Genomic DNA, 22908 nt, shown 5'->3' on the forward strand with positions numbered 1-22908 from the left:
CGGCACAACCTTGAAGGCGGGCAGCGTAGAGATGCCAGGATGCGGTTGGTGGCCGACGGTCAACAAAGACCAACTACTGTCTCGGCTGACTCAACTTCAAGATCTCGATAACTTCTTCGTCAGTAAGCTGTGGGAAATCGCCATAGTGGAAGCCGATCGCTTCCAGCGCTTCGGGTTCTTCGAGACAAACCACTTCGTCAACCTCATGTCTTATCGCCTCCATCGTTTCACTTGCCCCAACTGGAACAGCGATAATGATCTTTCGTGGCTTGCGCTGCCGTAATCCCAAGATTGCGACGCGAGCAGTTGCGCCGGTCGCGATGCCGTCATCGACGAGGATCACTGTTCGGCTTGCGATATAGATCGGGATCCTGTTTCCGAAATACAATGCACGGCGACGTTCGATTTCCTTTAGCTGTTCGGCGCATTCACTCTGAAACTCCTCCTCCGAAATTCCATGACTGTGAATGACATCCTCGTTTCGTACTTTTATGGGATGAGAGCCATCCAAGACCGCTCCCATAGCGAGTTCCAGTCGATACGGTACGCCGACCTTGCGCACAATCAGCAGGTCAAGCTGCGCGCCCAGTATCTTTGCGACCTCGGCTGCGACCGCGACACCGCCCCGCGGGAGTGCAAGCACTACGACATCCTCACCCCGATATCGTCTCAAGGCATTGGCCAATTGCCTGCCGGCATCGGCCCGGTCTTCAAACATGGCGGCATGCTCCATCTGATTGGCCGTTGATGAATTACAACAAACTCTCGGGTGCCGTCTTTGATCCAGCTCAATGCCAGGCTCCACCGCGCCAAATACTCTCGATTGGAACCTGGCTGGTGCATTCTTCGGCAAGGAGGCCAAATGAACAGATTTCCTTTGGCAGGATGGTCCCGGTACCATATTTGCCTCGGCTCGTTGGATGATTCCGGGGGGGCGCGGTTTTTTCACGCGTCGCAGGAAGCGTCGCCTTGTGCCGATTCGAGAATTCCAGTGACAATTGCCCTGCAGTTGATCGCCAGCGGCCTCTGCATACTGTTTGTTGGCGGAGGCATCGCTTTCGCAGATTCGTCGCCTCCATCGCTTGCGCCAATGCTGGAGCGTGTGTTTCAGAGTGTAGTGAGCATTTCCGTAAAAGGAAAAGCGGCAGAAGAGATCGACCCCTTGCTTCAAGATCCGTTTTACCGGCGCTTCTACGGCCTGTCCGAGGAATTGCCGCCACAGACCTCTTCATTTCAGGCGGTCGGTTCCGGCGTAATCTTCAATGCGCAGCGCGGTTTGATCCTCACGAACTACCACGTCGTCGAGCATGCCAACGCCATCACCGTCAGTCTTAACATCGGAAAAACGATGCACGCGAGATTAGTCGGTTCAGACCCCGAAACTGACCTCGCCGTTATCGAAATCAGCGCCGACAATCTCTTGGCGATGCCATTTGGCGATTCCCGCCATCTGAGGGTTGGAGACTATGTTGTCGCTGTCGGCAATCCCTTCGGACTCGGACAGACGGCGACACTCGGCATCGTCAGCGCCCTCGGCCGACCGGGTTTGGGAACCGACAATCTTGCTACGTTCATTCAGACCGATGCTTCCTTCAATCCCGGAAATTCCGGAGGAGCCCTCGTCAACCTGGAGGGCGAACTCGTCGGCATCAACAGCGCTACGGCTGGGAGTGCTCTCGGCATCAATTTCGCAATCCCAAGCGTCTTGGCTGAGCAAATTGCAGACGAGCTGGTGGCGTACGGAAAGGTGCGACGGGGTGAGCTTGGCGTCGTCGTGCAGGACATGACTCCAAAGGTCCGCCTTGCACTCATAATCAACCATGAATCAGGGGTGATTGTGAGCCAGGTCAATTCCGATTCTGCGGCGCAGCGCGCCGGCGTTCTGGCCGGCGATGTCATCACTGCCATTGACGGACACCCGGTGGGAAGTGCGACGGAATTCCGGAATAGAATAAGAAGCATCAAGCCGGACACGGCAATCCGGTTGCTTGTCGATAGATCGGACAAATCGTTCGAAATTGCCGCGAGGCTCTCAGAGCTCAAAAACGACAATTCGCCAGAATCTCCCATCACCTACCTTGGCTCCATTGTACTTCTGGACGTTAAGGCAGGCGTGAAACCATATGGGAAGGCAGACGGAGCGCTCGTGATTGCGATCGACAAGGACAGCAAGGCGGCAGCGGCTGGCCTTGCGGCCGGTGATATTATCGTCAGCATAAACCGACAAGCCGTTCATTCATCCAAGGAAACGCTGGACTTGGCCCGGCGTAGCGGACATTCGTTACTTCTTGGCATCTATCGTGACGATGCCCTTCGGTTTTTGACTGTTCAATGAATTGTCGAGATGGCGACAGGACCACCCAGGTCAGATCATTCTACTGGGAAATCCAACCGCTGTCAGAATCGGACCGCGGACGGGAAAATTCGATCGCTCACCGAACTTTGATCCGTATCAAAGACGTCCGATCAAAATCGGAGTTTGATGAATCGATGGTCACACCGCACGCTCATATCGCCTGGTCGGAACCGGATCCGTCCAGTCGGTCGAACGAGCATGTCCGTGGATTGGACTGATTGGCCTTCAACGTTCGAGCATCCCTCGAGCGCTCAAGGCAACGCGTTTCCTTTCCAGACTGTAGTCAAAGGAGAATACGATATGGCCGATAAACTGACCAAACTTCCCATCAAATCCGAAAGGAAGCCAGTCGCTGTCACACCGCAACCATCGACGTTCGAAAGCCTGAGGCGTGAAGTCGACCGGATTTTCGATGAGTTTCATACAACCGCATGGCGGTTCCCGTTCGGGCGGTCGATCTTCGGACTCGAAGTCCCTCATTCCGCCGCGTGGCAGATAGCCCCAGCCACCGATATGGTCGAAAATGACAAGGAGTTTGAGATTTCTGCAGAGCTGCCCGGAATGGATGAAAAGGACATCGAAATCAAACTTTCAAATAATACGCTGTCCATCAAGGGCGAGAAGAACGAGGAAAAGGAAGAACGGGAGAAAGACTATTATCTTTCGGAACGGCGGTACGGATCTTTCCATCGCACCTTCCAGCTGCCTGAAGGAGTGGATGCGGACAAGATCGAGGCAACCTTTTCCAAGGGAGTTCTCAGGCTAAAGTTGCCGAAAACCGCCCAGGCGCAGAAGACCAACAAAAAGATAGCCATCAAGCCGGCATAAAGTCTGCGTCTGCGCACCAGCGCTGATACCGCGAGGCTCCGTAGATGATCGCCACGGAAGAAACTCAGAATGTGGAAATGCGCTGTCGCGGTGCAGAGAGCCAGCTGGGGCCCTGGCCCCAGCTAGCTCTTGCAACATTGGTTGATTTGGGAATGAGCAACAACAAGATCGCAAAGTATCTGCGTGTCGACGAAGGTTGCGTTGAATGGTTGCGTAACGAATACAGAATCCGATTAGACTAGAATGACCGAAGTCCGAAATGTGAACTGCGACGTTACGAGTCTTACTGGGCTCCATGCGGGATGATTACCGCCGCCCCGGTCAAACGTCCGGATCGCAGATCCCCGAGCGCCGTGTTCACCTTATCCAAACTATAGCGAGTGGTAGTCGTTTCCACGCTGGCTTCTCCGATGATCGTAAAGAAGTCTCTTGCATCCTGACGCGTCAGGTTTGCCACCGAAACCAGCTCGCGCTCTCCCCAGATTGTGGCATACGGCATGGCTGGAATGTCGCTCATATGGATACCGCCGCAAACCACGCGGCCACCCTTCCGCACCGCCTTTAGGGCTATTGGTACGAGGTCGCCGATCGGAGCGAAGATGATCACGGCGTCGAGTTCGTCCACCGGCGTTTTATCCGACCCGCCCGCCCAGGTAGCGCCGAGCTCCTTCGCGAAGGTTTGCGCCTGCGTGTCTCCCGGACGAGTGAATGCGTAGACTTCCCGGCCCTGCCATATGCAGATTTGCGTGATGATATGGGCTGCAGCGCCGAAACCATAAAGTCCGATTTTTTCGGCTTCGCCTGCCTTTTTCAGCGAACGCCAGCCTATCAAGCCGGCGCATAGGAGCGGTGCCAAAGAGGCGGGATCTGCAGAGGGATCAAGTTCGATCGAGAAATCCGCATCTGCAACGACATGCGTGGCAAATCCGCCATCGCGGCTGTATCCGGTGAAGACTGGTTCATCGCACAGGTTCTCGGCTCCCCGTTTGCAATAAGCACATCTTCCGCACGTGCGCCCGAGCCAAGGTACGCCGACGCGCTGCCCCACTCGGGTCGGGTCGACGCCTCCTCCGACATCAATGACGATACCGACAATTTCGTGTCCCGGCACAAGCGGCAACCGCGCCTCCGTGAGATCGCCGTCGATGACATGGAGATCCGTTCGACAAACCGCGCAGGCTTCGATTTTGATCAGGATTTCGCCGGTGCCAGGCTCCGGTATCCGGCGTCTCTTCAATATCAACGGCTCTCCGATTTTGTGAAGAACCATCGCTTGCATCTCCGCTTCCATTGGCACTTCCAACAGTTAGAGAAGAACGCGGCTTTAACACTGGCGATTCCAACGACAATCATACAACAACGATGTGGTCGTCTACCACCGTTACGCCCGGGGCAGACCAGGCGGCACGTTTGACGGCGTTGCGTTCCGACCACGCGTTCACGCGCCCTTCAAGTCTGACTCTCCCAAAACCGTCGACGTCCACCGTGATGCCCTTGGCTTCGACTTCGGCTGCTCGCTTCAACGCATCCTCGATGCGCTTCTTGACATCCAAAGCGGTCGGTTGCGGTTTGACCTCTATTTTGTTGTATACGTCAATCACGCCGCTCAGGCCTCGAACCGCTTCCGTAACGGCTACTCTTTGATAGTTCCACTCGACGTTGCCAGTGAGCGTAACCACAGCGTTTTGAACTTTAACCAGAACGGCTCCTTCAGGAATGACAGTGTTCCATTTGATCACATTTACCGCCCGCTTTGCAATTTCGTCGTCGGCAGTCCGATGCTCCCCACGTTGACGAACCTCGATCTCCTGTGCAATGCCCCGAACCCCCTTCACCCGGCAGACGACTTCGGCAATCTTGTCCTTTTCTGCGAACGTCGGGACGTGCCCGGTCAGTGTAATCACTCCGTCTTCGGCGGCGACACCGATATGAGCGGCATCGATGCTCGGTTCGAAATCAAGCTCGTCAATGATATTTTGCCTCAGAATCGTATCGTCCATGATTGTGATCCTTTGCTTTCGAAGCAAGCGGGATCGCCGCTCCTTCCAACGATCAAGTATGGTCTTGTGACGGCGTTTCTGCATTGATGCGGATCAACTCAACGCGCCATCAGAATGGGAAATTTCGGAACGTCAATCATCGACTTCGTCACGCCGCCGAACACGCGTTCACGCAGGCGGGAGTGGCCATATCCACCCATTACGATCAGATCGGCGTTTATGTCGACTGCGTGCTGGTTGAGGACATCTGCGACCGGATTGCCGCCACTCGGCAGCCGATCCACAATCACCCTCACTCCATGATGCGCCAGGTAGGATCCTACGTCCGCACCAGGTTCTGGTCCGTTCATCATTGAGCTTGTGTCGGGATCGACGATCGTGACGTGAACCTCATCTGCCCCGATCAACATTTCAAGCGCCTCACGGGCCGCACGCGCGGATTCAAGGCGAGAATCCCAAGCCAGAAGCACGCGCTTGGGAGTGAGCGTCGGTGCACTTCCGGCAGGCAATATCAGAAGCGGCCTTCCCGATTCAAACAATGCGCCCTCAATCACCTTTGATCTGAGCACGTCGGATTTCAGCGCCTCAGGGCCGATTAATGTCAAATCCGAATAACGGCCGTAACGGCCAATCGTATCGGCGGTCCAAACAAATTCGGCATATTCAGAATGAACGCTGGCCGAAATTCCCGCGGTTCTCACCACCTCCGCAACCTTGCCGGCGCGTTTCGCCAATTTCTGAACCTCGCGAGTACGCTCCTCCAGCCACGCGTCCGAGATTGTGGATGTGTAATCGCCGATGGGCGGCGGCGAAGCAAAGGAGACCACAAGGACCGAGAGCTGTGCATTGTTCTCCGCGCACAGACTGATGGCGGTCTGGAGATCACCGTCTCCAACCTTTACGCCGACAACGCACATGATCGTTTTGATTGCCATCAGTTCTCTCCTGAAGTTGCGGACCACTCTGCACCCGCAGCTTGCGCCTCATGGCACGTGGATGCCTTGATCCAGATCAACCCACGGGTCTTGTCATCTGATAGGATTACAGCTGCTGCTTTGATAACTCATAGGTGCAATTCGTCCGAGGGCCGACAGATGAGCCATGATCAAAACGAGACCATCGAGTTTTTGAAACATGCCCGAAACTACGGGCTGGACGGCCCCGTCGTGTTGCTGGAAACCCATATATCCCTCATTTTCCTGGTTTCTGACAAAGCGTTCAAACTCAAGCGCGCCGTCAAGTTTCCCTACGCGGATTTCTCCACACCTACCGCACGGCTTTCCTGTTGCTTGAAGGAAGTAGAGCTCAACAGCCAGACGGCACCGGAGCTCTATTTGGGCGTCCGACGTATCACCCGCGATGCAAACGGGTCACTCTGCTTCGACGGGTCGAGCGAAACGATCGATGCCGTGGTCGAGATGAGGCGGTTTCCTCAGGAAAATCTTTTCGACCGGATGGCGGAAGCAGGACAACTGACAGCGGCGCTGATGGATACGACCGCTCGAACGATCGCTGAATTCCATCAAAACGTGGCTGCAGTCCATACCGGCAGCGGTTCAGCAAACCTCGAAGCGGTCTTCGACATCAACAAGCGCGGGTTTGCGACCAGCCGCGTGTTCACCGGGAGCGAAGTCCAAACTTTTGACGAAGCGTTCCGTTCGGCACTGGCAACTCACCGAAGACACCTGGATCGCCGCGAAGCCAGCGGCCTGATCAGGCGCTGTCACGGCGATCTTCATCTGCGCAATATCTGCCTCACCGAACGGGGACCCCGGCTCTTCGACTGCATCGAATTCAATGACCAGATTGCAACCGTCGACGTGCTCTACGACCTGGCGTTCCTTCTGATGGACCTGTGGCACCGCAATCTGCGTGACCATGCCAATCTTGTGATGAACCGATATCTCGACATAACGGGTGATAACGAGGGCGTGGCAGTCCTTCCTTTCTTCATGGCGTTGCGCGCAGCCGTCCGTGCCCACGTGGTTGCGAGCCAGGGGGAAATGGCCCAAGTCAAACCCGACAACCTTCGGCAAGAGGCGCGATCTTACTTCAACCTTGCCATTGATTTGCTGGGGCCGCCCTCACCCACCTTGATCGCGATCGGCGGGTTAAGCGGATCCGGCAAATCAACGATCGCAGAGGCGCTGGCCGCACATGTCGGATGCGCACCGGGAGCGCGAATTTTTGAAAGTGACCGCCTCCGCAAGGCTATGTTCGCGGTTCCGGCAACGACACGACTTTCCCCCGAAGCCTATCGCCCTGAAGTTTCCGAGGCCGTTTACAAAAGTCTCTGCAACAAAGCCGGAGCCGCGCTGTCGGCACGCGGATCCGTCATCGTTGACGCAGTTTTCGATAAACCCGGCAACAGGACGTCGATGGAACATGTTGCATCCGCGCTTGGGCTGCCCTTTATCGGGATTTGGCTGAAGGGCGAACATTCAATGCTAAAGTCCCGCATCACGGGGCGAAGAGACAGCGTGTCAGATGCAACTGTCGAAGTGCTGGCTCTGCAGGAAACGAAAGATACAGGCGCAATCGGTTGGCGGCATATCGATGCCAACCTGTCGGTCGATACCATCGTCGAACTGGTCGTCCAGGAGATTGACATCACATGCAGCCATGCCCCCGCCTGACCTCACATGCGTTGAGTGTTAACTGTCTTCCGTTACTGAGATCGGAATCTTCCAGACCCGCACAACGCACTTCAGACGCTGATAGACCTGAGAGCCGCTATCGATGGACTGCTCGAAGAGTGGAACACAGGCAAATACAACAAGATACAGAAGCCGTGTGTCTACCACGCGGGTGGGAAATGGCCATTGCATATCCTACGGCCCCCAGCGAGCCAGCCATTTACCCAAAAGTCTTGATTTGGAGCCTCTAGCCTGCGGCGCTAAGGACTCCGGACTGCGCTCAACACAACTTTGTCATAACTGAATTCGAGCCGATTGATCTGTCGCAAGGGAGATAGAGTTTTGTGAATCAGTAATGTGATTTGTCGATGTTGGTTGGCTATCATGAATGCCTGATTGGTGTCGGCAAAGGGAACCGAAATTAAAGATTGATAAGGACGCCGGATCTCATTGACTTAGGTTAAACGTGATCCACAAATGACAGATCAAACTGCTAAGGCCACATCCGGCTAGCCTGCCGGGAATGTAGGTCGGACACACGGCTCCAGCCTCTTTGACCGAAATCAAAGTGCAGATTAGCCGGCCGCGCTAGCATACTATGAACGAGAAGCCGCAAAGCGGACCCTTAGGATGAAAGGCCTTCTGATGATCGCGAGACCACACCGCGCATTGAACGACCCCAAGCGTGCCGAAGATTGCGAACTGGCTATTCAATTGCGCCTGATGGAACTGCTCAGCGACGCTTTCGACGCGGGATGGGGAAAACTGGAAGTGCTTGCCGCGATGAACAGAGTGGCTGACCAAGCGGCTCTGAAACTTGACGCCAGAGTTCAGGTCGACGTCGCGAGCTACTTGAAAAAGTTCAGCAGGAAGAGTTGAGCGCCAACGGTCGCGATACGATCGGAACACCGGGCTCTGCTAAGTGTTGTTGTCCGTGACAATGTTCCTCTTGTTCAACGGCCGTGTTGCCGGCATCAGCGGAATTGTCGGGCGCTTGGCGCAAGGCCTTGACCTTCGACCTTTTGCGGAGCGCCGTTGTTTCCTATGACTTAACGGCTTTGTGGCCAGTCTTTTCAGTGATCAAGATACGAAAATAGACCGGCTGCAGCCCTCGCACATGATCCCGGATCACCGTTTTCACATAAGCCGGTTCCCACCACTCGGCTCTCCTGCTTAGTAGCGCGTAGGCTTCATTCCGGGCATCGACGGTGTCGGGGTCACCAGCCAGCTCTTCATAGTGCCCGGTGACAATGACGCTTTGCCAGTCGTTGGTGGCAGCGATGTTATCGAATTCCACACAAACCCGCGGATTGGCCCGCATCCACTCGATCTTTTTGCCAAATGTCGTGAACGAGTACAGGCATCCAAGATGGCAGATGAAATTGAGGGGGACAATGTAAGGCTGGCCGTCGTGCACGCAGGCAAGCCGTCCCACGGTGGCGTGCTCCAACACTTGCATGATTTCGAATTGATCCATCTCGGTGATATGCATGACATGTACTCCTTGTTGGACGGCTAAAAATCCTTCATTCAACGGGCCATCAGGACGGGCAGTCGCGGCTCGTCCAACATCGATCGGGTCACTCCTCCGAAGATGCGCTCGCGCATGCGCGAATGACCGTAGCCACCCATGACAATAAGGTCGGCCGAGACGTCAATGGCATGCTGCTTGAGAACATCCGCGATGGCCTTGCCGCCACTTGGAAGGCGGTCCACCGTAGTCTTGACGCCGTGATGCGCGAGATAGGCCGCGATGTCGGCTCCTGGTTCAGGACCGCTCACGATTGAACTGGTATCCGGATCAACCAGCGTGACGTGAACCTCTTCGGCAGAGATCATAATGTCGAGAGCCTCCCGGGCAGCGCGTGTGCATTCCACTCCCGAGTCCCATGCGAGAAGCACGCATTTTGGACGCAGGGTGGGCTTACTGCCGTGCGGGACGATAAGGATCGGCCGACCCGACTCAAACAGCGCGCCGTCAACGACAGTCGTTATCATAAGGTCATGTCGGAGCAGGCTGGAGCCAATGATTGTTGCATCCGTGTATCGGGCGTGCCTGCCGATCACGCGACTGATCCTGGCAGGTTCCGGGTATTCGTCGACTACTGTCGCTGAAATATCGGCGTTCTTCACCATTGTTTCCACCGCGTCGACTCGTTTGCTGAGGGCCTCAAGATCGTCGTGCCGGTCCTTCAGCCATACGTCTGCGGTACCAATCGGGTAGTCACCAAGCGGCGGAAGCGTCGCGATAGCGATCACCACGACCGACAGTTGCGCGTTGATCTCCGCGCAAAGCGCGATGGCGGTATTGAGATCGTCGTCGTTCTGTTTGACATCAACGACACTCAGCAGGGTTTTGAAGGTCATCTCTCTTCTCCAACGTGGGTCGAAAATCTGTTGGTTAATGGATAACTCCGAAATCACATCTCGGCATTGCGCTGGATCAAATGCGGCGCGATGACTCTGGATTGATCCGAGTCAATGCATCTGGTTCCCGCATCGCGGAAGCTGAAGACCTCCGGAAATGAATTCCGGATGTTCGGACAAGGAGGCTTTGCCATGAATTTCCTGGTGCTTTATTCGACCATCGAGGGTCAGACCCGCAAGATTGCCGAGGCCGTCGCCAGCCACCTGGAAACACAAAACCATATGGTCCTGTTAACCGATGCCAATCAAATCGGATTCGCAGATCCCGGGACTAGCGACGGAGCCATCCTTTGTGCACCTGTCCATATCGGTCGCTATCCCGCCGCGTTTGTCCATTTTGCCCGGGACTGGTGCGAGATCCTCAACGGCATGCCCTCAGCCTTCATTTCCGTCTCGCTGTCGATCGCCAGTGCTGATGATGAAGAAAAAGCCGAGGCAAGGAATTATCCGTTGACGCTGACAGCTGAGACGGGCTGGAAACCGCAGTCCGTTCTTAACTGCGCCGGTGCTCTCAAATATACGGAATACGACTTTTTCAAACGCTGGATGCTCAAACGCATTGCCGCCGGCGAGGGCGGACCGATCGACACAAAGCACGATTACGAGCTGACCAATTGGACGGATGTGAAGCGCTTTGTCGATGACTTCTTGCAAGGTCTTCCCCAAGAACGCGATGCGGCAGGCGGGCAATGATTGGTTGGGCTGTAAGAGTCTTTCTCATTGTCGCCGGCACGATCACCGGATGGTTTGTTGCGCGCGACGCTACAAACTTCGGGGTTCTGCAGATGTTCATCATGTTGATGCTGATTACGATCACTGTTGCCGGAGTGGCATTGTGGCCGTTGCTGTTCAACTGGATTAAACAACGGAAATATCCGCCGAACCGCTAGGCCGTGTTGAAAAAGCGGCCTCACAAGTTCACGGCAACCTTCTAAGAATTGTTTGGGTCCGCGGAGATCAAATGGATGCAAAGTGCCACATCATAGAAATGTTGTACGTCCTGCGCGTTGGTCGTCCCTAGCGTGACATGATAAATAATATGGCATATGGACCTCCTCCAAGTTCGTTCAGGCGTAGGGCGAGCAACGCGTTTGGTAGTTCTGATTGAGACACCTTATTTGGATAGTCGAGGTGCTGACTGGAGGGCCAAAGCCGCTTATCCAACGATCAATTGGAGCGCACTCCGATACAGCACGTACGAGGCGACGGCGAAAATTAGCGCTGCGAAGACGCGATTGAGGACGTTCTTGTGAACAGACAATCTCGTCGCAAGCAGCATTCCGGCAAGACCTCCGGTGACACCCCCGCCAATGAACTCAGCTGCGAGTTGCCAATCGATCAGCCCGGACAGGGCGTAGTTAATTGCCGTGGCAAGGCCGAAAGTTCCGACCGCAAGCAAGGATGAGCCGACCGCATTGATCATCGGCATGCCTGTCGCAAGCATGAGGCCCGGCACGATGAGAAATCCGCCGCCGATCCCGAAGAATCCCGACGCACCGCCGGCAGCAATGGCGACAATCGCCGTGATAAGGCACATGCGGCGATTGACCGGACGGACTTTAGTTGCATGCAGCTTGCTTGGCCGCAGCACGAGTGTTCCGACAACGAGCATCACCATGCCGAACAGGAAGAGCAGCCATATTGCGTCCATTGCCTTGCCGAGGCTCGAACCAGCGAAAGCACCGATCGCGCTAAGAAGCGCAAAGACAATGGCGCAGCGCCACCAGACATTGCCTTTCACCGCATGGCCGGTCAAGTTGGCAAAGGCATTGACTGAAACCGCAAGCGCACCCGTACCGATCGCGATATGCGGTTGCGTCACACCGACGACGTAGAGCAGCAGCGGCGTGGCGAGAATCGACCCACCCCCGCCGACCAGCCCCAGCATGAAGCCGACAAGTCCGCCGGAGCCGACCGCAGCGACGATGTTGGTTGTCATGATGCCCTCCGCGCGAGATAGCGGTCGTGAAGCATCATCCCCGCGAGCATGAAGACAACAAAGAGCACGGACTGGATCAGGCCGAGCGACAGCGATGCGACGGCTGGTCCTGGGCAGAATCCAACAAGCCCCCAGCCAGCCCCGAAGATGGCGGAACCAATGATGAGAGGCGGATCAATTCTCTTGTTCGTGGGAACGTGGAATGTACGATCAAAGAGAGGGCGGCCCATGTGGCGCATGACAAAAAAACCGCCCATGGCAACTGCCACCGCGCCGCCGAGAACGAAAGCAAGGCTCGGGTCCCACTCTCCAAAAATATCCAGGAAGCCCTGGACACGTGCCGGATCTAGCATACCGGAGAGGGACAGGCCAAACCCGAACACCAATCCCGCAGCCAGAGCCGCGAGAATCTGGGCCAATTGCGTTTTCATCCGCCGATACCCTTCAGAATTGTGACAGCAGCCACGCCGGTTGCAAGGAACGTCGCGACCGCCGCCACCGAGCGCGGCGAAAGCCGGGCAAGGCCAAGAACGCCATGGCCACTCGTGCAACCCGAACCCATACGCGATCCAAAGCCGACCAGCAGACCCGCACCGATAATCAGCGGCCAGGGAGCGATGATCGTAACCGTCGGCCATTGCCCAAACAGACCCAGGAACAGCACTGGCCCCAACATCAGCCCAATGACAAAGGCGGCGTTCGTAACGATGCCGATGCCTTGAGCCAGCCGCCCGACGATGCCGCTGATACCGGCCATCCGGCCGTTGAGCAGAAGAAGCATTGCTGCGGACAGTCCGATAAGCAAGCCGCCGCCGAGTGAAGATATATACGGGTTCATGCCATCCCCGCATCTGAGCAGAAGATATCGTAGAGCGCACCGACCAGTTGGGCGGCCTTTTCGGCCGTCAGGCGATAGAATATTTGCTTGCCGTCACGGCGTGTCTCAACGATGTTTGCCTCCCGGAGCACAGTCAACTGCTGCGAGAGGGTTGGCTGATGGATGCCGAGCTTTGTCTCCAGTTCGCTTACAGAATACTCCCCCTCAACCAGCGTGCAGACCAGCATCAGGCGAGCAGGATGGGCGAGTGTCTTGAGAAGGTGTGCAACCTCCCCTGCCCGCGCCTCCATCCCGACGGGCGTCAAGCCGTTGTGAGAGATCTTCTTCATGTCCATATCGCTCACCATGTTGCCCCTTCCAGGGCATCAAGCGGGAATTTTAGATAGCGCCGGCCATTTTCTTCCGGCTCCGGCAAACGGCCGCCGCGCAGATTGACCTGCAGGGCATGCAAGATCAGTTTCGGCATCGACAGGGTTCGATCACGTTTCTCGCGCAGATCAACGAAAGCGTCTTCATCAATGCCCTCAAGATGTGGATTCGAACGCTTCTGTTCGCCGACCGTGCTTTCCCAGCGGGGTGCACGTCCGTCCGGTTGATAATCGTGCCCGGTAAAGAGCCGGGTTTTGTCCGGAAGTGCTAGAATATTCTGGATGGACTGCCACAGCGTCCGGGCGTCGCCACCGGGGAAGTCCGCGCGCGCGGTGCCGCCATCCGGCATGAAGATTGTATCGTGGACGAAAGCCGCATCACCGATGACATAGGTGATCGAGGCCAGCGTGTGACCCGGTGAAAACAGCACATGGGCATCAATGGATCCAACCTTGAATTGGTCGCCATCCGCGAGAAGCAGGTCCCATTGCGAGCCATCCGTCCGGAGCGCGGGCCAGTTATAGATGTCCTTCCAGAGGCGTTGCACATCTACGACGTGTTCGCCAATGGCCGTCGGTGCCCCGGTCTTTTCCTTCAGATAGTGCGCTGCCGAGAAGTGGTCCGCATGGGGATGGGTGTCGAGTATCCATTCAACGATGAGTTTCTTCTCCGCGACATAGGCGAGGATCGCATCGGCATTCCTGGTCGACGTCGAGCCCGACTTCTCATCGAAGTCGAGCACGGCATCGATGATGGCGCATTTGCCGGTGTCCGGATCAGAGGCAACATACTGGATGCTTGATGTACGCGGATCGAAGAAACCCTTCACCTGCGGTCGATGCGCATAATACCGTTCCAGCCATTTTACCGCCGAAGAGAGATCGAAACCGAAGCTCTGCCCGTAGGCAGAGATGTCGTTGGGCTTCATGCGGCCATCCAAAGCCTCCCCGAGCGCATGCAACAGGAGAGCACGCGTTCCGGTCTTGCAGTGGGCCAGCACCGGACCCTTTGCAACGGCCAAGGCCGATTGGAAGGCCCAGATGTCCGCCTCTGTGATAGTTGAGCCTGTCACCGGAATGAAGCTGTAGGAAAGTCCCGCCTGTTCCGCGCCGTCCCGCTCGGCAGCATTGCCCGCCTGCCCTGGTTCTTCCTCATCGGGTCGGGCGTTCACCACCAAGGCAAAGCCTTGATCGTGAAAGCACTGAAACTCGTGCAGGCTTGGTTGAGCTGAAACGGACAGGCGGTCGGATATTCTGGTGGTCTGCATGAAAGTCGCTCCTACGTGCGATTTGTTCAATATACATTTCGATATAATGTATATTGAAGTCGTATGCAAGTGAAGACTAATCCTGAAATCTATGAGTCAACTCGTGTCGTCGCATCACCAGGGCGAACGATCTGAACATCAATAGCGAAGCCTCTCGTCTCCTTCCGCGAGCATCTTGGCAGACATCGGCCACCAGCTTTGTCCACGGCCTCCAATCCCCTCTTCCTGCTTGAAAGCAATTCGCCGCAAAATGGACCGAGCTTCGTACCCAGCACAGGAACATAATCTACAGCCTGCACCTAACCAATAATCCGTCGTACGGCTGGTAGTAACTTCAATAAGTCGAACATGAGCACCGCACTCACAGCGGCACCCGCAGCGAGCACCGCCTGTACAATCGTCGGACTTGTGAAGCCGAACAATTCGGCCAAGTTGGACTGCAGAATGCAAATTGCAACGACCGACGCTGCTATCGCTGAAGCGAGCCAGAACGCCATTCGCCCGCGCTCGAAAGGACGCAGGACGATCGTCTCGCGGCTGCTGTTAACTAACGCCAGTGACAAATTCCCTGCAGTCACCGCGATAAAGGCCGCAGTTCGCGCCGCCTCGACGGTGGCCTCTTGCAGCAACAATCCTTTGTAAACGGCGAGACAAACGATAAGAAGCACAGCGCCCTGGAGCAGTCCAAACAATATCTGCGGCGGACCTGCCAGCGGATCGTCAACCGGACGCGGGCGTCGATCCATGACATCGCCTTCGGCCGGCGTGTGTTCAAAGACGATGGAACACATCGGATCTATGATCATCTCGATCACCACCACATGCGCCGGAAAGAAGAGCGGCGGCATGCCGGAGATCAGAGGCAGCAATGCGAGTCCAGCGATCGGAACGTGGATCGCCGAAATGTAGATCATCACTTTCCTCAGGTTGTCGAAGATGTGCCGTCCCATCTTCACTGCGCCGACAATGCGTCCGAAGTCTTCGTCGAGGAGGACTATTCCCGCCGCCTCACGGGCAACGTCGGTGCCGCGTTTTCCCATCGCGATGCCGATATCCGCGGCCTTGAGCGCGGGCGCATCATTCACTCCGTCCCCTGTCATGGCAACGATCTCGCCCTGCCGTTTCAAAGCTTCAACAATTCGAAGTTTCTGTTCGGGCATGATGCGGGCAAAGACGTTTACGCAGACGACCAGCCGTTCCACCTCAGCATCGTCCGCACGTTCGAGCTCGTCGCCAGTAACGACGCCGTCTCTTGTGTCGATGCCGGCAGCCCTAGCGATCGCCAACGCCGTAGCCGGATAATCTCCTGTGATCATTTTGACCGAAACGCCCGCACGGAATGCTTCACATACAGCGGCAGGCACGCTTGACCGCAAAGGATCCTCGAAGCCGACAAGCCCAGCAAAAGTGAAATCGAAATCGTGCTGTGATTCAGGCAGTTCATCCAGCGCCGTCGTCCCGATGCCAACGCAAAGGACACGCAAGCCTTTCTCTGCCATGGCCTGAACGTGTACCATGATCCTTGCCGCCTCTTCATCCTTGAGATGGCACAGATCAACGATGGCCTCCGGTGAACCCTTGCAGGCAACTGCAAAATTCCCGGCGTCGTTCTTCCAGGCGATGGACATTGCCAACAGTTCCGGCTTCAGGCCGTACTCGCGCACCATCGGCCAATCCGTCGGATCATGTTCTCCGGCCCGCGACGCCAGTCCTGCGACCGCCTGATCCATCGGATCAATGGACGCATGCCCTGTCGCAAGCCAAGCGGCATCTACCAGCGGAAGGAAGGCTCGCGGTATGTCCCGCAAATCAGACTCGACTTCGAGTTGGTCAGTCAAAGTGTCGAGGAACCGAATGCGCATGCGGTTTTCGGTGAGGGTTCCGGTCTTGTCGACGCAAAGAACGGTGGCTGCCCCCAGAGTTTCAATGACGGCGGGCCGTCGGGCGAGAACCTTGATCCGTGCAAGCCGCCACGCACCGATAGCGAGGAAAATTGTCAGAACGACCGGAAATTCTTCGGGTAGCATCCCCATGGCAAGGGCGATGCCGGAGAGGACGCCCTGCAGCCAGTCTTCCCGGTAGACACCGTAGAAGACGATCAAGGCGCAACATACGACAACGGCCATACCGCCGAAAAGCCGAACGATCCGGTTCACTGATGTCTGGAGTCGGGTTCGTTCAACAACAATCGACGCCAACGATACCCCGATGCGCCCCGCACGGGTTCGCGGTCCGGTATCTGACACTGTCGCCGCCCCATGCCCCTTGACGACGAGGGTTCCGGAATAAATGAATGGTTGATCGTCGCCTCCTGGAACGGCAGCCAGCTCACCGCCGTCGCCCGCGCGCTTGCGGACGGGGACACTCTCTCCCGTCAGCAGAGATTCATCGACAACCAGCCCGGCGTTGCTGATCAAAACTCCGTCGGCCGGAACACGCTCCCCTTCATCGAGCACCATGAGGTCGCCGGGAACGACCAAGTGCGCCGAAACGGTACACGCCTTGCCGTCGCGGAAGACACGCGCCAAGGGTGCGCCGAGCTTCCGCAGGGCAGCGAGCGCGTTCTCGCTTCTCTGATGCTGGTAGATGACAAGCCCGATGGTGAGAACAGCAAACCCGGCCAACAAGAGGCCTTCCGCGAGATCGCCTATCAAGAGATAAAGCGTCGCTGCCACGAGGAGCAGCAACAACATGGGCTCGGTCAGAATTTCTCTCGCGATACCAAGAATTGACCGGCCGGCGTCTTCCGGCATGGTGTTGGGGCCATACGTTTCAAGTTGACGTTTCGCTTCGGCGCTGGTCAGTCCCGCATATTGGGGACTCGAAATACGTGCCGAGCGGGCGATCGGTTCCAATATGTTCACCTCGTCACCTTTGGGTACCACGTCAGCGCATCATGAATATCGGGATCGGCGACGTGTCGATCATCGATCTGGTTACGCCTCCGAAAAGCCGCTCGCGCAGACGCGAGTGCCCATACGCGCCCATGATGATCATGTCGGCAGCGATTTCGGTCGCGTGCTGTTTCAAACGGTCTGCCACGGCTGAGCCGCATGTGCGCAACCGATCTATCTTCACCTTGATGCCATGTCTGGCGAGGTAGGCGGCGATGTTGGCTCGCCGGTCGGACACATCAGCTGAATCGTCGTTGATCATTGTGACGTGGACATCGACGGCCGCGGCCATGACATCGATGGCTTCACGCGCAGCGCGTACCGCCTCGATCCGCCCGTCCCAGGCGAGCATGACCTTGTGTGGATGGAGGGTTGGTCGAGCACCCGCAGGCACCACCAAGGTCGGCCTTCCTGAGTGGAACAGAGTGCCGCTCAACGCGGGAGCTTTCAGGGCTGGCTGATGCAGAAGATCCGGGCCGATAATAGTCAGGTCCGAAAAGCGTGCCCGCTGCCCTATGATTTCGTCGGCCCAATCTTTTTCGCAGTAGTAACTGTCGACGTCAGCCTTGAGGCCATCAGTTTGGACAAGCGATATGATTTGCTTTTCGCGCTTCTTCATCGCTGCGATATCTGCTTCTCGCTCCAGCAACCACGCTGCGGAAACCACGATCCCATAACCGCCGATCGGAGTCGGGGCAAGCGACACGACCAGGACGCTTAGATGAGCGTCCAGCTCCCTGCAGAGGTGGATGGCATTCAAAATGTCGCGATCGCACTGATCTATCCCAATGACGCAAAAGACGCTCTTGCACGACATGGCATCTGTCCTTGTTTGAGAAACTATAGGTCCAGGACCACAGCAATAGGCCGGAGCATCGCCGGACTCATTGCGCTGGATCAAAGCGCAACGGAATTTCTTCGATAGATTCCAGGAGAACAAGGAGGTTTACGATGGTCAATTTGACAGAACTTACTTCTAAATTCCGCCATGTCCGTCTGGTGCTGGCACGCGAGAAGGGGCATCCCGAAGGTGATCCCCACGAAGGATATGACTTGCTGGTGCCTCTCGACGAGAACGGACATCTCGATGCTGTGGAGTGGAAGGAAAACCAGTCCCTATGCCGGGTGCGCCGTTTTCATCCCAAAGGTGAGGACATGATTGGCAGACTTCGGCGGAAGCCAGGGGGCCAATGGTATTTCGACTACGTGCCAGGGGCGTCCGACAATGAAATTGCCTTTCACCTGAGCGACGAACGCTTCGTCCAGGGCGAATATATCTCCATCCGCAACGGCGACGTCATGCGCCCCTACAGGATCACTCTTGTGGAAAAGCCATAGTCACCGCAGCTTTGAAAGGTTACTGCGATGTCCTACAGAACCATACTCGTCAATCTCAACATAGACGGCCCGGTTGCTCGGCTCATGGATTTCTCCATCAACGTGGCCACACGCTTCAACTCGCACTTGATCGGTTTTACGGCGGCAGGCGTTGTCGTTCCAACGACAGCGCGCCAGGGTATCTTGATCGATGGCGAAACAGTGCGTCGCGATCGGGAAGAAATTGAACTACGCATGAAAGAATTAAGACGTGAATTTGAGAGCCTTGCGGGTACCCATGTCTCCCATGAATGGCGCGACGCTGTCGTCAATCCAACCCCGCTTCTTGTCGAAATGGCGAGGGTAGCAGATCTCATCATCACGGGGTCCGATGAAGCGATGACGCTCGGTCATCCAGAACGTTGCATCAATCTGGGCGACGTTGTGCTGCAGGCAGGTCGGCCTGTATTGGTGGCGGCCAAGGATGCAAAACGTATCTTCGCCAATACCGCCCTGATCGCGTGGAAGGACACGCGTGAGGCCCGCCGAGCTGTCGTCGATGCTCTTCCGCTGTTGTGTCAGGCGAACGAGGTTGTGGTCGCAACCGTCGCCCGCGACGCGGACACCATTACTCAGGAAAGCATCGATGACGTTGTCGCATTCCTTCATCGTCATGGAGTGAAGGCGTTGAGCAAGATCGTCGAGGACAAGCACGAGAGTGAAGGTCTCCTCGGTTTCGCCAGACAAGTTGGAGCCGAACTGGTCGTCTCCGGGGCCTACGGACACAGCAGGGTACGGGAACTGGTGTTCGGCGGAGTCACGCGCTCATTGCTCGCGGAAGGCGGTTTTAGCCGTTTCCTGTCAAGCTGAAGGCGAGCCAAAGTCTCATGCTGGTTGCAGATCGAGCGTCGCCAGCATGAGACTGGTATCCGACGGATGATGGACAACCGAAAATCCGAACTCCCGGCACATTGTTAACATCTTGATGTTCTCGCTGAGGATGAGCCCTTCAATCCGTTTTACCCCGTCCGCTCTGGCAAAATCGATCAATTGACGGAGCAACTCCCAACCAAGGCCCCGCCCCTGCAAGTCCGTTCTGACAAGCACTGCGTATTCAGCGATTTCGTGATCCGGATCGGAGGAAAGTCGTGCAATTCCGGCAAGCTCCCCACCATCCTTGTCCAAAGCGATGAACGCCATGTCGCGATCATAATCAACCTGTGTGAGCCGACGCAGGGCATCTTCGGAGAACGTGCGGCGAAGCGCAAGAAAGCGCAAGCGGAGATCGTGTGGTGAGACCTTCGACAGGAAAAGGGGGTACAAGACCACATCGTCCGGTCGGATTGGTCTCAGGTCGTAGGTTCCTCCTTTAAGAGCAACTTCTCTCTTCCAATTCGACGGATATGGACGGATGGCAAGATCGGGATTCGGACCAGATCGCTTCAGCCCATCAAGATCAATTTCGATGCGGGCATCCAGCGCAATGACTCCTGTGGCATCAGCGAGAAGTGGATTGATGTCCATAGAAACAAGGCATGGAAAGTCGATGATCATCTGCGAGAGGGCTATGACTGCATCGATTATTGCCGTCCTGTTCGCGGCTTGGCGGTCCCGGTATCCAGCAAGCAAACGGCCGATATGCGTGCTGTCGATCAGATCGCCGGCCAGTACATCATCAAGCGGCGGGAGGCCAATGGCCGTGTCGTTGACAAGCTCCGCCATTGTCCCGCCGGCCCCGAATAATACTGTTGGACCGAAAACCGGATCACGGCTGGCACCAAGGATCAATTCCTGTGCGTGTTTACGCATAACCATCGGCTGCACTGCAAAACCGTCGATGTCTGCATCGGGTCTGAGAGCCCTGACGCGCTCACCGATTGCGACCGCCGCTTCGCGAGCCGCCTTTGGTGTCGCGACGTCGAGCACAACACCCCCGACGTCGGATTTGTGCGTCAGCGATTTGGAAAGCAATTTCACGACGACCTTGCCGTCTCCCGAAAGCAATTCGCCAGCGACGCCCTCCACCTCCTCGGCAGTCCGGGCCACAAGTGTACGGGGAACAGAAATGCCGTATGCTGAGATCGCCGCCTTGGCCTCCGTTTCAGCAAGCATGTTCCGACCTTCGGACGCGGCCTGCCGAAATATGCGGTAGACGACCTCCCGATCAAAGTGCTTCTCATCGTATCGATTGTCGGGAACCCGCATCAGAACCCGTTGTGCCCGAGACCAATCGGAAAGGTAGGATATGGCATTGGCCGCAGCAGCCGGCGTCTCATAGCTGGCGACACCCGCATCTACGAGCACACGGCGACCCTTGCGCGCTGTGTGTTCTCCCAGCCAGCAGGCGAACACGGGTTTGCCAGCGACCGTCCCCGCGTCCACCAGAGATGCGACGGCGGTCGCGGCATCGATCGGCGATGCCAGTCCGGTTGGACAGTTGAGCACCAGAATGGCGTCGGTCCCAGGATCGGCCGCAACGACCTCCACCGCCTCCTTGAATCGCTCCGGCGGTGCGTCCCCGATAATATCCACTGGATTCGAATGTGACCAATTGTCTGGCAAACATTGATCGAGGCGTTCGAGCGTGCCAGCAGACAGCTCGGCCAGTTCTCCCTTGTTCTCCATCAATTGATCGACGGCTAGAACTCCTGCACCGCCGCCATTGGTGACAATACCCACCCGCACTTGCTCCAACATCGGAAACCTTGCAAGGGTTTCCGTGGCGTCGAACAACTCAGCCAGACCACCGACGCGCAACACCCCAGCCCGGCGTAACGCCGCGTCGACCACGCGGTCGGCCCCCGACAAGGCACCCGTGTGCGTTGCGGCGGCCTTTGCGGCCTCGCTGTGCCGTCCCGGCTTGATCGCAATGACGGGTTTTAGGCGAGCAGCTGCCCGGGCTGCGGACATGAACTTCCGCGGGTGCGGAATCGATTCCAGGTACATGACGATCGCCTTGGTTCCGGCATCTCCCGCCAACAAGTCAAGACAATCGGCGACGTCAACATCTGCCATGTCCCCAAGTGATACGATTTGGGAAAAGCCGATCTGATTGTCGGCAGCCCAATCGATGAGAGACGTTGCGATCGCACCCGACTGCGACAGCAGCGCAATCTGGCCCGGCCGCGCATCCATGTGGGCAAAACTGGCATTGAGTTTCGATTGTGGAAGCAGCAGACCAACCGTATTGGGTCCGATGATGCGTAACAGGTAAGGCTTGGCAGCATCGAGCATTTCCTGCCGCAATCCGTTCGCTTCGTTGAGACCGGCGGTAATGACAACGGTCGCGCGCGTACCTTTTTCCCCCAGATCCCGGATAAGGCCGGGAACCGACCGCGGCGGCGTGACGATCACGGCCAGATCGGGAATGCCAGGGATTTCTTGTACGTTGGGATAACAAGTCCGGCCGTCGACTGTCTCGTGCTTTGGGTTGACCGGCCAGAGTTCGCCTTCGAATCCTCCGCTTACAATGTTCCGCATGACGATACGGCCAACCGATCCAGCTTTGTCTGATGCACCGATCAGTGCGACGGATTTCGGGTGAAAGGCGTGTTCCAGGTTCCGAATGCTCATGCGCAACTCCTATGGCCTACGCCGGATTATGCACATTAACTCATCTTCATCATTGATTCGCGTCAAAGGCGCTTGTCGACCAGCAGCTTGTTGCCGCCGTCCGCCAGTGAACCCGGCGAGTGGGCGCCGAACAAACAGTTTATGGAAAACAGGGCAAATGCACCTCAAATGACCAATGGACTTGATCCACCGCAAATTCATTGTTTCCTATTTCGTCTATAGAAATGTTCTAGGCTGCAACGATGGTGCCGAAATCGAGGCGGCGGTCCGCCCTGTAGTATCATTTAATTTGTCAAGATAGCGGACCAGCACATTGTAATGATGGATAAATCGGCAATCATGATACAGGAGCAATTCATGGACTATCGTCGGTTTTTCGAAGACGCGATTGACCAGTTGCACGCTGAAAAGCGCTACCGGGTCTTTGCTAATCTGGAACGGATCGTGGGAAAATTTCCGCGCGC

22 protein-coding genes are annotated in these 22908 nt (G+C 56.5%); 8 read left to right on the forward strand and 14 right to left on the reverse strand.

Annotated elements, in window-relative coordinates; translation table 11 throughout:
- Nucleotides 1–73 precede the first annotated feature (73 nt).
- The gene (locus tag CU102_RS24425; RefSeq protein ID WP_106713711.1) at nt 74–718 is read right to left on the reverse strand and encodes a phosphoribosyltransferase; all 645 of its coding nucleotides are present in this window, start codon (nt 716–718) and stop codon (nt 74–76) included.
- Between the two features lie 273 nt (nt 719–991).
- Between CU102_RS24425 and CU102_RS24430 the strand changes: the two genes are divergently transcribed.
- Together CU102_RS24430 and CU102_RS24440 are read left to right on the forward strand one after the other, a co-directional pair.
- Nucleotides 992–2335: a trypsin-like peptidase domain-containing protein gene (locus CU102_RS24430; RefSeq protein WP_166648594.1), complete on the forward strand. Its 1344-nt coding sequence runs from the start codon at nt 992–994 to the stop codon at nt 2333–2335.
- A 321-nt stretch (nt 2336–2656) separates the two neighbouring features.
- Entirely contained in the window at nt 2657–3184 is a 528-nt protein-coding gene (locus CU102_RS24440) for an Hsp20/alpha crystallin family protein (protein WP_106713688.1), read from the forward strand.
- Between the two features lie 283 nt (nt 3185–3467).
- Here CU102_RS24440 and CU102_RS24450 read toward each other — a convergent pair whose 3' ends face one another.
- The 3 genes from CU102_RS24450 to CU102_RS24460 form a co-directional block, all read right to left on the reverse strand.
- Nucleotides 3468–4463: a zinc-dependent alcohol dehydrogenase family protein gene (locus tag CU102_RS24450; protein WP_106713712.1), complete on the reverse strand. Its 996-nt coding sequence runs from the start codon at nt 4461–4463 to the stop codon at nt 3468–3470.
- 70 nt (nt 4464–4533) lie between these two features.
- Entirely contained in the window at nt 4534–5184 is a 651-nt protein-coding gene (locus tag CU102_RS24455; RefSeq protein WP_106713713.1) for a BON domain-containing protein, read from the reverse strand.
- A gap of 98 nt (nt 5185–5282) precedes the next feature.
- Nucleotides 5283–6119, reverse strand: a complete 837-nt coding sequence (locus tag CU102_RS24460) for a universal stress protein (RefSeq protein WP_106713690.1) — start codon at nt 6117–6119, stop codon at nt 5283–5285.
- A gap of 159 nt (nt 6120–6278) precedes the next feature.
- On the opposite strand from CU102_RS24460, the gene CU102_RS24465 reads away from it, so the two are divergent.
- Both CU102_RS24465 and CU102_RS24470 read left to right on the forward strand, forming a co-directional pair.
- A complete protein-coding gene (locus tag CU102_RS24465; RefSeq protein WP_106713691.1) occupies nt 6279–7820 on the forward strand; it encodes a bifunctional aminoglycoside phosphotransferase/ATP-binding protein in 1542 nt (513 codons plus the stop codon).
- Nucleotides 7821–8450: 630 nt separating this feature from the next.
- Nucleotides 8451–8699 carry a hypothetical protein gene (locus tag CU102_RS24470; protein ID WP_106713692.1) on the forward strand — a complete coding sequence of 83 codons (249 nt, stop codon included), beginning with the start codon at nt 8451–8453 and terminating at the stop codon, nt 8697–8699.
- A 163-nt stretch (nt 8700–8862) separates the two neighbouring features.
- On the opposite strand, the gene CU102_RS24475 is transcribed toward CU102_RS24470, so the two are convergent.
- Both CU102_RS24475 and CU102_RS24480 read right to left on the reverse strand, forming a co-directional pair.
- Entirely contained in the window at nt 8863–9312 is a 450-nt protein-coding gene (locus tag CU102_RS24475; RefSeq protein WP_106713693.1) for a pyridoxamine 5'-phosphate oxidase family protein, read from the reverse strand.
- A gap of 38 nt (nt 9313–9350) precedes the next feature.
- Nucleotides 9351–10187, reverse strand: a complete 837-nt coding sequence (locus CU102_RS24480) for a universal stress protein (protein ID WP_106713694.1) — start codon at nt 10185–10187, stop codon at nt 9351–9353.
- A gap of 192 nt (nt 10188–10379) precedes the next feature.
- Here CU102_RS24480 and CU102_RS24485 point away from each other — a divergent pair, with 192 nt between their 5' ends.
- Together CU102_RS24485 and CU102_RS24490 are read left to right on the forward strand one after the other, a co-directional pair.
- Nucleotides 10380–10940 carry a flavodoxin domain-containing protein gene (locus tag CU102_RS24485; protein ID WP_166648593.1) on the forward strand — a complete coding sequence of 187 codons (561 nt, stop codon included), beginning with the start codon at nt 10380–10382 and terminating at the stop codon, nt 10938–10940.
- A complete protein-coding gene (locus tag CU102_RS24490; RefSeq protein WP_106713696.1) occupies nt 10937–11137 on the forward strand; it encodes a hypothetical protein in 201 nt (66 codons plus the stop codon). The genes CU102_RS24485 and CU102_RS24490 overlap by 4 nt, the downstream gene beginning before the upstream one ends.
- Before the next feature lie 266 nt (nt 11138–11403).
- Here CU102_RS24490 and CU102_RS24495 read toward each other — a convergent pair whose 3' ends face one another.
- The 7 genes from CU102_RS24495 to CU102_RS24525 all read right to left on the reverse strand — a co-directional run bounded on the left by CU102_RS24495 (nt 11404) and on the right by CU102_RS24525 (nt 18371).
- A complete protein-coding gene (locus tag CU102_RS24495; RefSeq protein WP_106713697.1) occupies nt 11404–12186 on the reverse strand; it encodes a sulfite exporter TauE/SafE family protein in 783 nt (260 codons plus the stop codon).
- Nucleotides 12183–12617, reverse strand: a complete 435-nt coding sequence (locus CU102_RS24500; protein WP_106713698.1) for a YeeE/YedE family protein — start codon at nt 12615–12617, stop codon at nt 12183–12185. Before CU102_RS24500 ends, CU102_RS24495 begins: the two co-directional genes overlap by 4 nt.
- Nucleotides 12614–13024, reverse strand: a complete 411-nt coding sequence (locus tag CU102_RS24505) for a YeeE/YedE family protein (protein ID WP_106713699.1) — start codon at nt 13022–13024, stop codon at nt 12614–12616. Before CU102_RS24505 ends, CU102_RS24500 begins: the two co-directional genes overlap by 4 nt.
- A complete protein-coding gene (bigR, locus tag CU102_RS24510) occupies nt 13021–13371 on the reverse strand; it encodes a sulfite-sensing transcriptional repressor BigR (RefSeq protein WP_106713700.1) in 351 nt (116 codons plus the stop codon). The genes CU102_RS24505 and bigR overlap by 4 nt, the downstream gene beginning before the upstream one ends.
- Nucleotides 13365–14660, reverse strand: coding sequence for a bifunctional sulfur transferase/dioxygenase Blh (gene blh / locus CU102_RS24515; protein WP_106713701.1), 1296 nt, complete (start codon nt 14658–14660; stop codon nt 13365–13367). The genes bigR and blh overlap by 7 nt, the downstream gene beginning before the upstream one ends.
- A gap of 299 nt (nt 14661–14959) precedes the next feature.
- Nucleotides 14960–17524, reverse strand: a complete 2565-nt coding sequence (locus CU102_RS24520; protein WP_166648592.1) for a cation-translocating P-type ATPase — start codon at nt 17522–17524, stop codon at nt 14960–14962.
- 22 nt (nt 17525–17546) lie between these two features.
- Complete coding sequence (locus CU102_RS24525) at nt 17547–18371, reverse strand: universal stress protein (RefSeq protein WP_106713703.1); 825 nt, start codon at nt 18369–18371, stop codon at nt 17547–17549.
- 134 nt (nt 18372–18505) lie between these two features.
- Between CU102_RS24525 and CU102_RS24530 the strand changes: the two genes are divergently transcribed.
- Entirely contained in the window at nt 18506–18892 is a 387-nt protein-coding gene (locus CU102_RS24530) for a hypothetical protein (protein ID WP_106713704.1), read from the forward strand.
- 27 nt (nt 18893–18919) lie between these two features.
- Nucleotides 18920–19741 (forward strand): universal stress protein, encoded by an 822-nt coding sequence (locus CU102_RS24535; protein WP_106713705.1) that lies wholly within the window; start codon nt 18920–18922, stop codon nt 19739–19741.
- Between the two features lie 15 nt (nt 19742–19756).
- Here the strand turns inward: CU102_RS24535 and CU102_RS24540 are convergent, their stop codons facing one another.
- Nucleotides 19757–22444 carry a bifunctional acetate--CoA ligase family protein/GNAT family N-acetyltransferase gene (locus tag CU102_RS24540; protein WP_106713706.1) on the reverse strand — a complete coding sequence of 896 codons (2688 nt, stop codon included), beginning with the start codon at nt 22442–22444 and terminating at the stop codon, nt 19757–19759.
- Nucleotides 22445–22908 lie beyond the last annotated feature (464 nt).

Origin of the sequence: Phyllobacterium brassicacearum (assembly GCF_003010955.1) — a bacterium.
GTDB classification, from domain to species: Bacteria; Pseudomonadota; Alphaproteobacteria; order Rhizobiales; family Rhizobiaceae; genus Phyllobacterium; species Phyllobacterium brassicacearum.

Coding starts and splice junctions, on each gene's coding strand:
- CU102_RS24425 (WP_106713711.1), bottom strand. CDS start 718: ATGTTTGAAGACCGGGCCGATGCCGGCAGGCAATTGGCCAATGCCTTG.
- CU102_RS24440 (WP_106713688.1), top strand. CDS start 2,657: ATGGCCGATAAACTGACCAAACTTCCCATCAAATCCGAAAGGAAGCCA.
- CU102_RS24450 (WP_106713712.1), bottom strand. CDS start 4,463: ATGCAAGCGATGGTTCTTCACAAAATCGGAGAGCCGTTGATATTGAAG.
- CU102_RS24455 (WP_106713713.1), bottom strand. CDS start 5,184: ATGGACGATACGATTCTGAGGCAAAATATCATTGACGAGCTTGATTTC.
- CU102_RS24460 (WP_106713690.1), bottom strand. CDS start 6,119: ATGGCAATCAAAACGATCATGTGCGTTGTCGGCGTAAAGGTTGGAGAC.
- CU102_RS24465 (WP_106713691.1), top strand. CDS start 6,279: ATGAGCCATGATCAAAACGAGACCATCGAGTTTTTGAAACATGCCCGA.
- CU102_RS24470 (WP_106713692.1), top strand. CDS start 8,451: ATGAAAGGCCTTCTGATGATCGCGAGACCACACCGCGCATTGAACGAC.
- CU102_RS24475 (WP_106713693.1), bottom strand. CDS start 9,312: ATGCATATCACCGAGATGGATCAATTCGAAATCATGCAAGTGTTGGAG.
- CU102_RS24480 (WP_106713694.1), bottom strand. CDS start 10,187: ATGACCTTCAAAACCCTGCTGAGTGTCGTTGATGTCAAACAGAACGAC.
- CU102_RS24485 (WP_166648593.1), top strand. CDS start 10,380: ATGAATTTCCTGGTGCTTTATTCGACCATCGAGGGTCAGACCCGCAAG.
- CU102_RS24490 (WP_106713696.1), top strand. CDS start 10,937: ATGATTGGTTGGGCTGTAAGAGTCTTTCTCATTGTCGCCGGCACGATC.
- CU102_RS24495 (WP_106713697.1), bottom strand. CDS start 12,186: ATGACAACCAACATCGTCGCTGCGGTCGGCTCCGGCGGACTTGTCGGC.
- CU102_RS24500 (WP_106713698.1), bottom strand. CDS start 12,617: ATGAAAACGCAATTGGCCCAGATTCTCGCGGCTCTGGCTGCGGGATTG.
- CU102_RS24505 (WP_106713699.1), bottom strand. CDS start 13,024: ATGAACCCGTATATATCTTCACTCGGCGGCGGCTTGCTTATCGGACTG.
- bigR (WP_106713700.1), bottom strand. CDS start 13,371: ATGGTGAGCGATATGGACATGAAGAAGATCTCTCACAACGGCTTGACG.
- blh (WP_106713701.1), bottom strand. CDS start 14,660: ATGCAGACCACCAGAATATCCGACCGCCTGTCCGTTTCAGCTCAACCA.
- CU102_RS24525 (WP_106713703.1), bottom strand. CDS start 18,371: ATGTCGTGCAAGAGCGTCTTTTGCGTCATTGGGATAGATCAGTGCGAT.
- CU102_RS24530 (WP_106713704.1), top strand. CDS start 18,506: ATGGTCAATTTGACAGAACTTACTTCTAAATTCCGCCATGTCCGTCTG.
- CU102_RS24535 (WP_106713705.1), top strand. CDS start 18,920: ATGTCCTACAGAACCATACTCGTCAATCTCAACATAGACGGCCCGGTT.
- CU102_RS24540 (WP_106713706.1), bottom strand. CDS start 22,444: ATGAGCATTCGGAACCTGGAACACGCCTTTCACCCGAAATCCGTCGCA.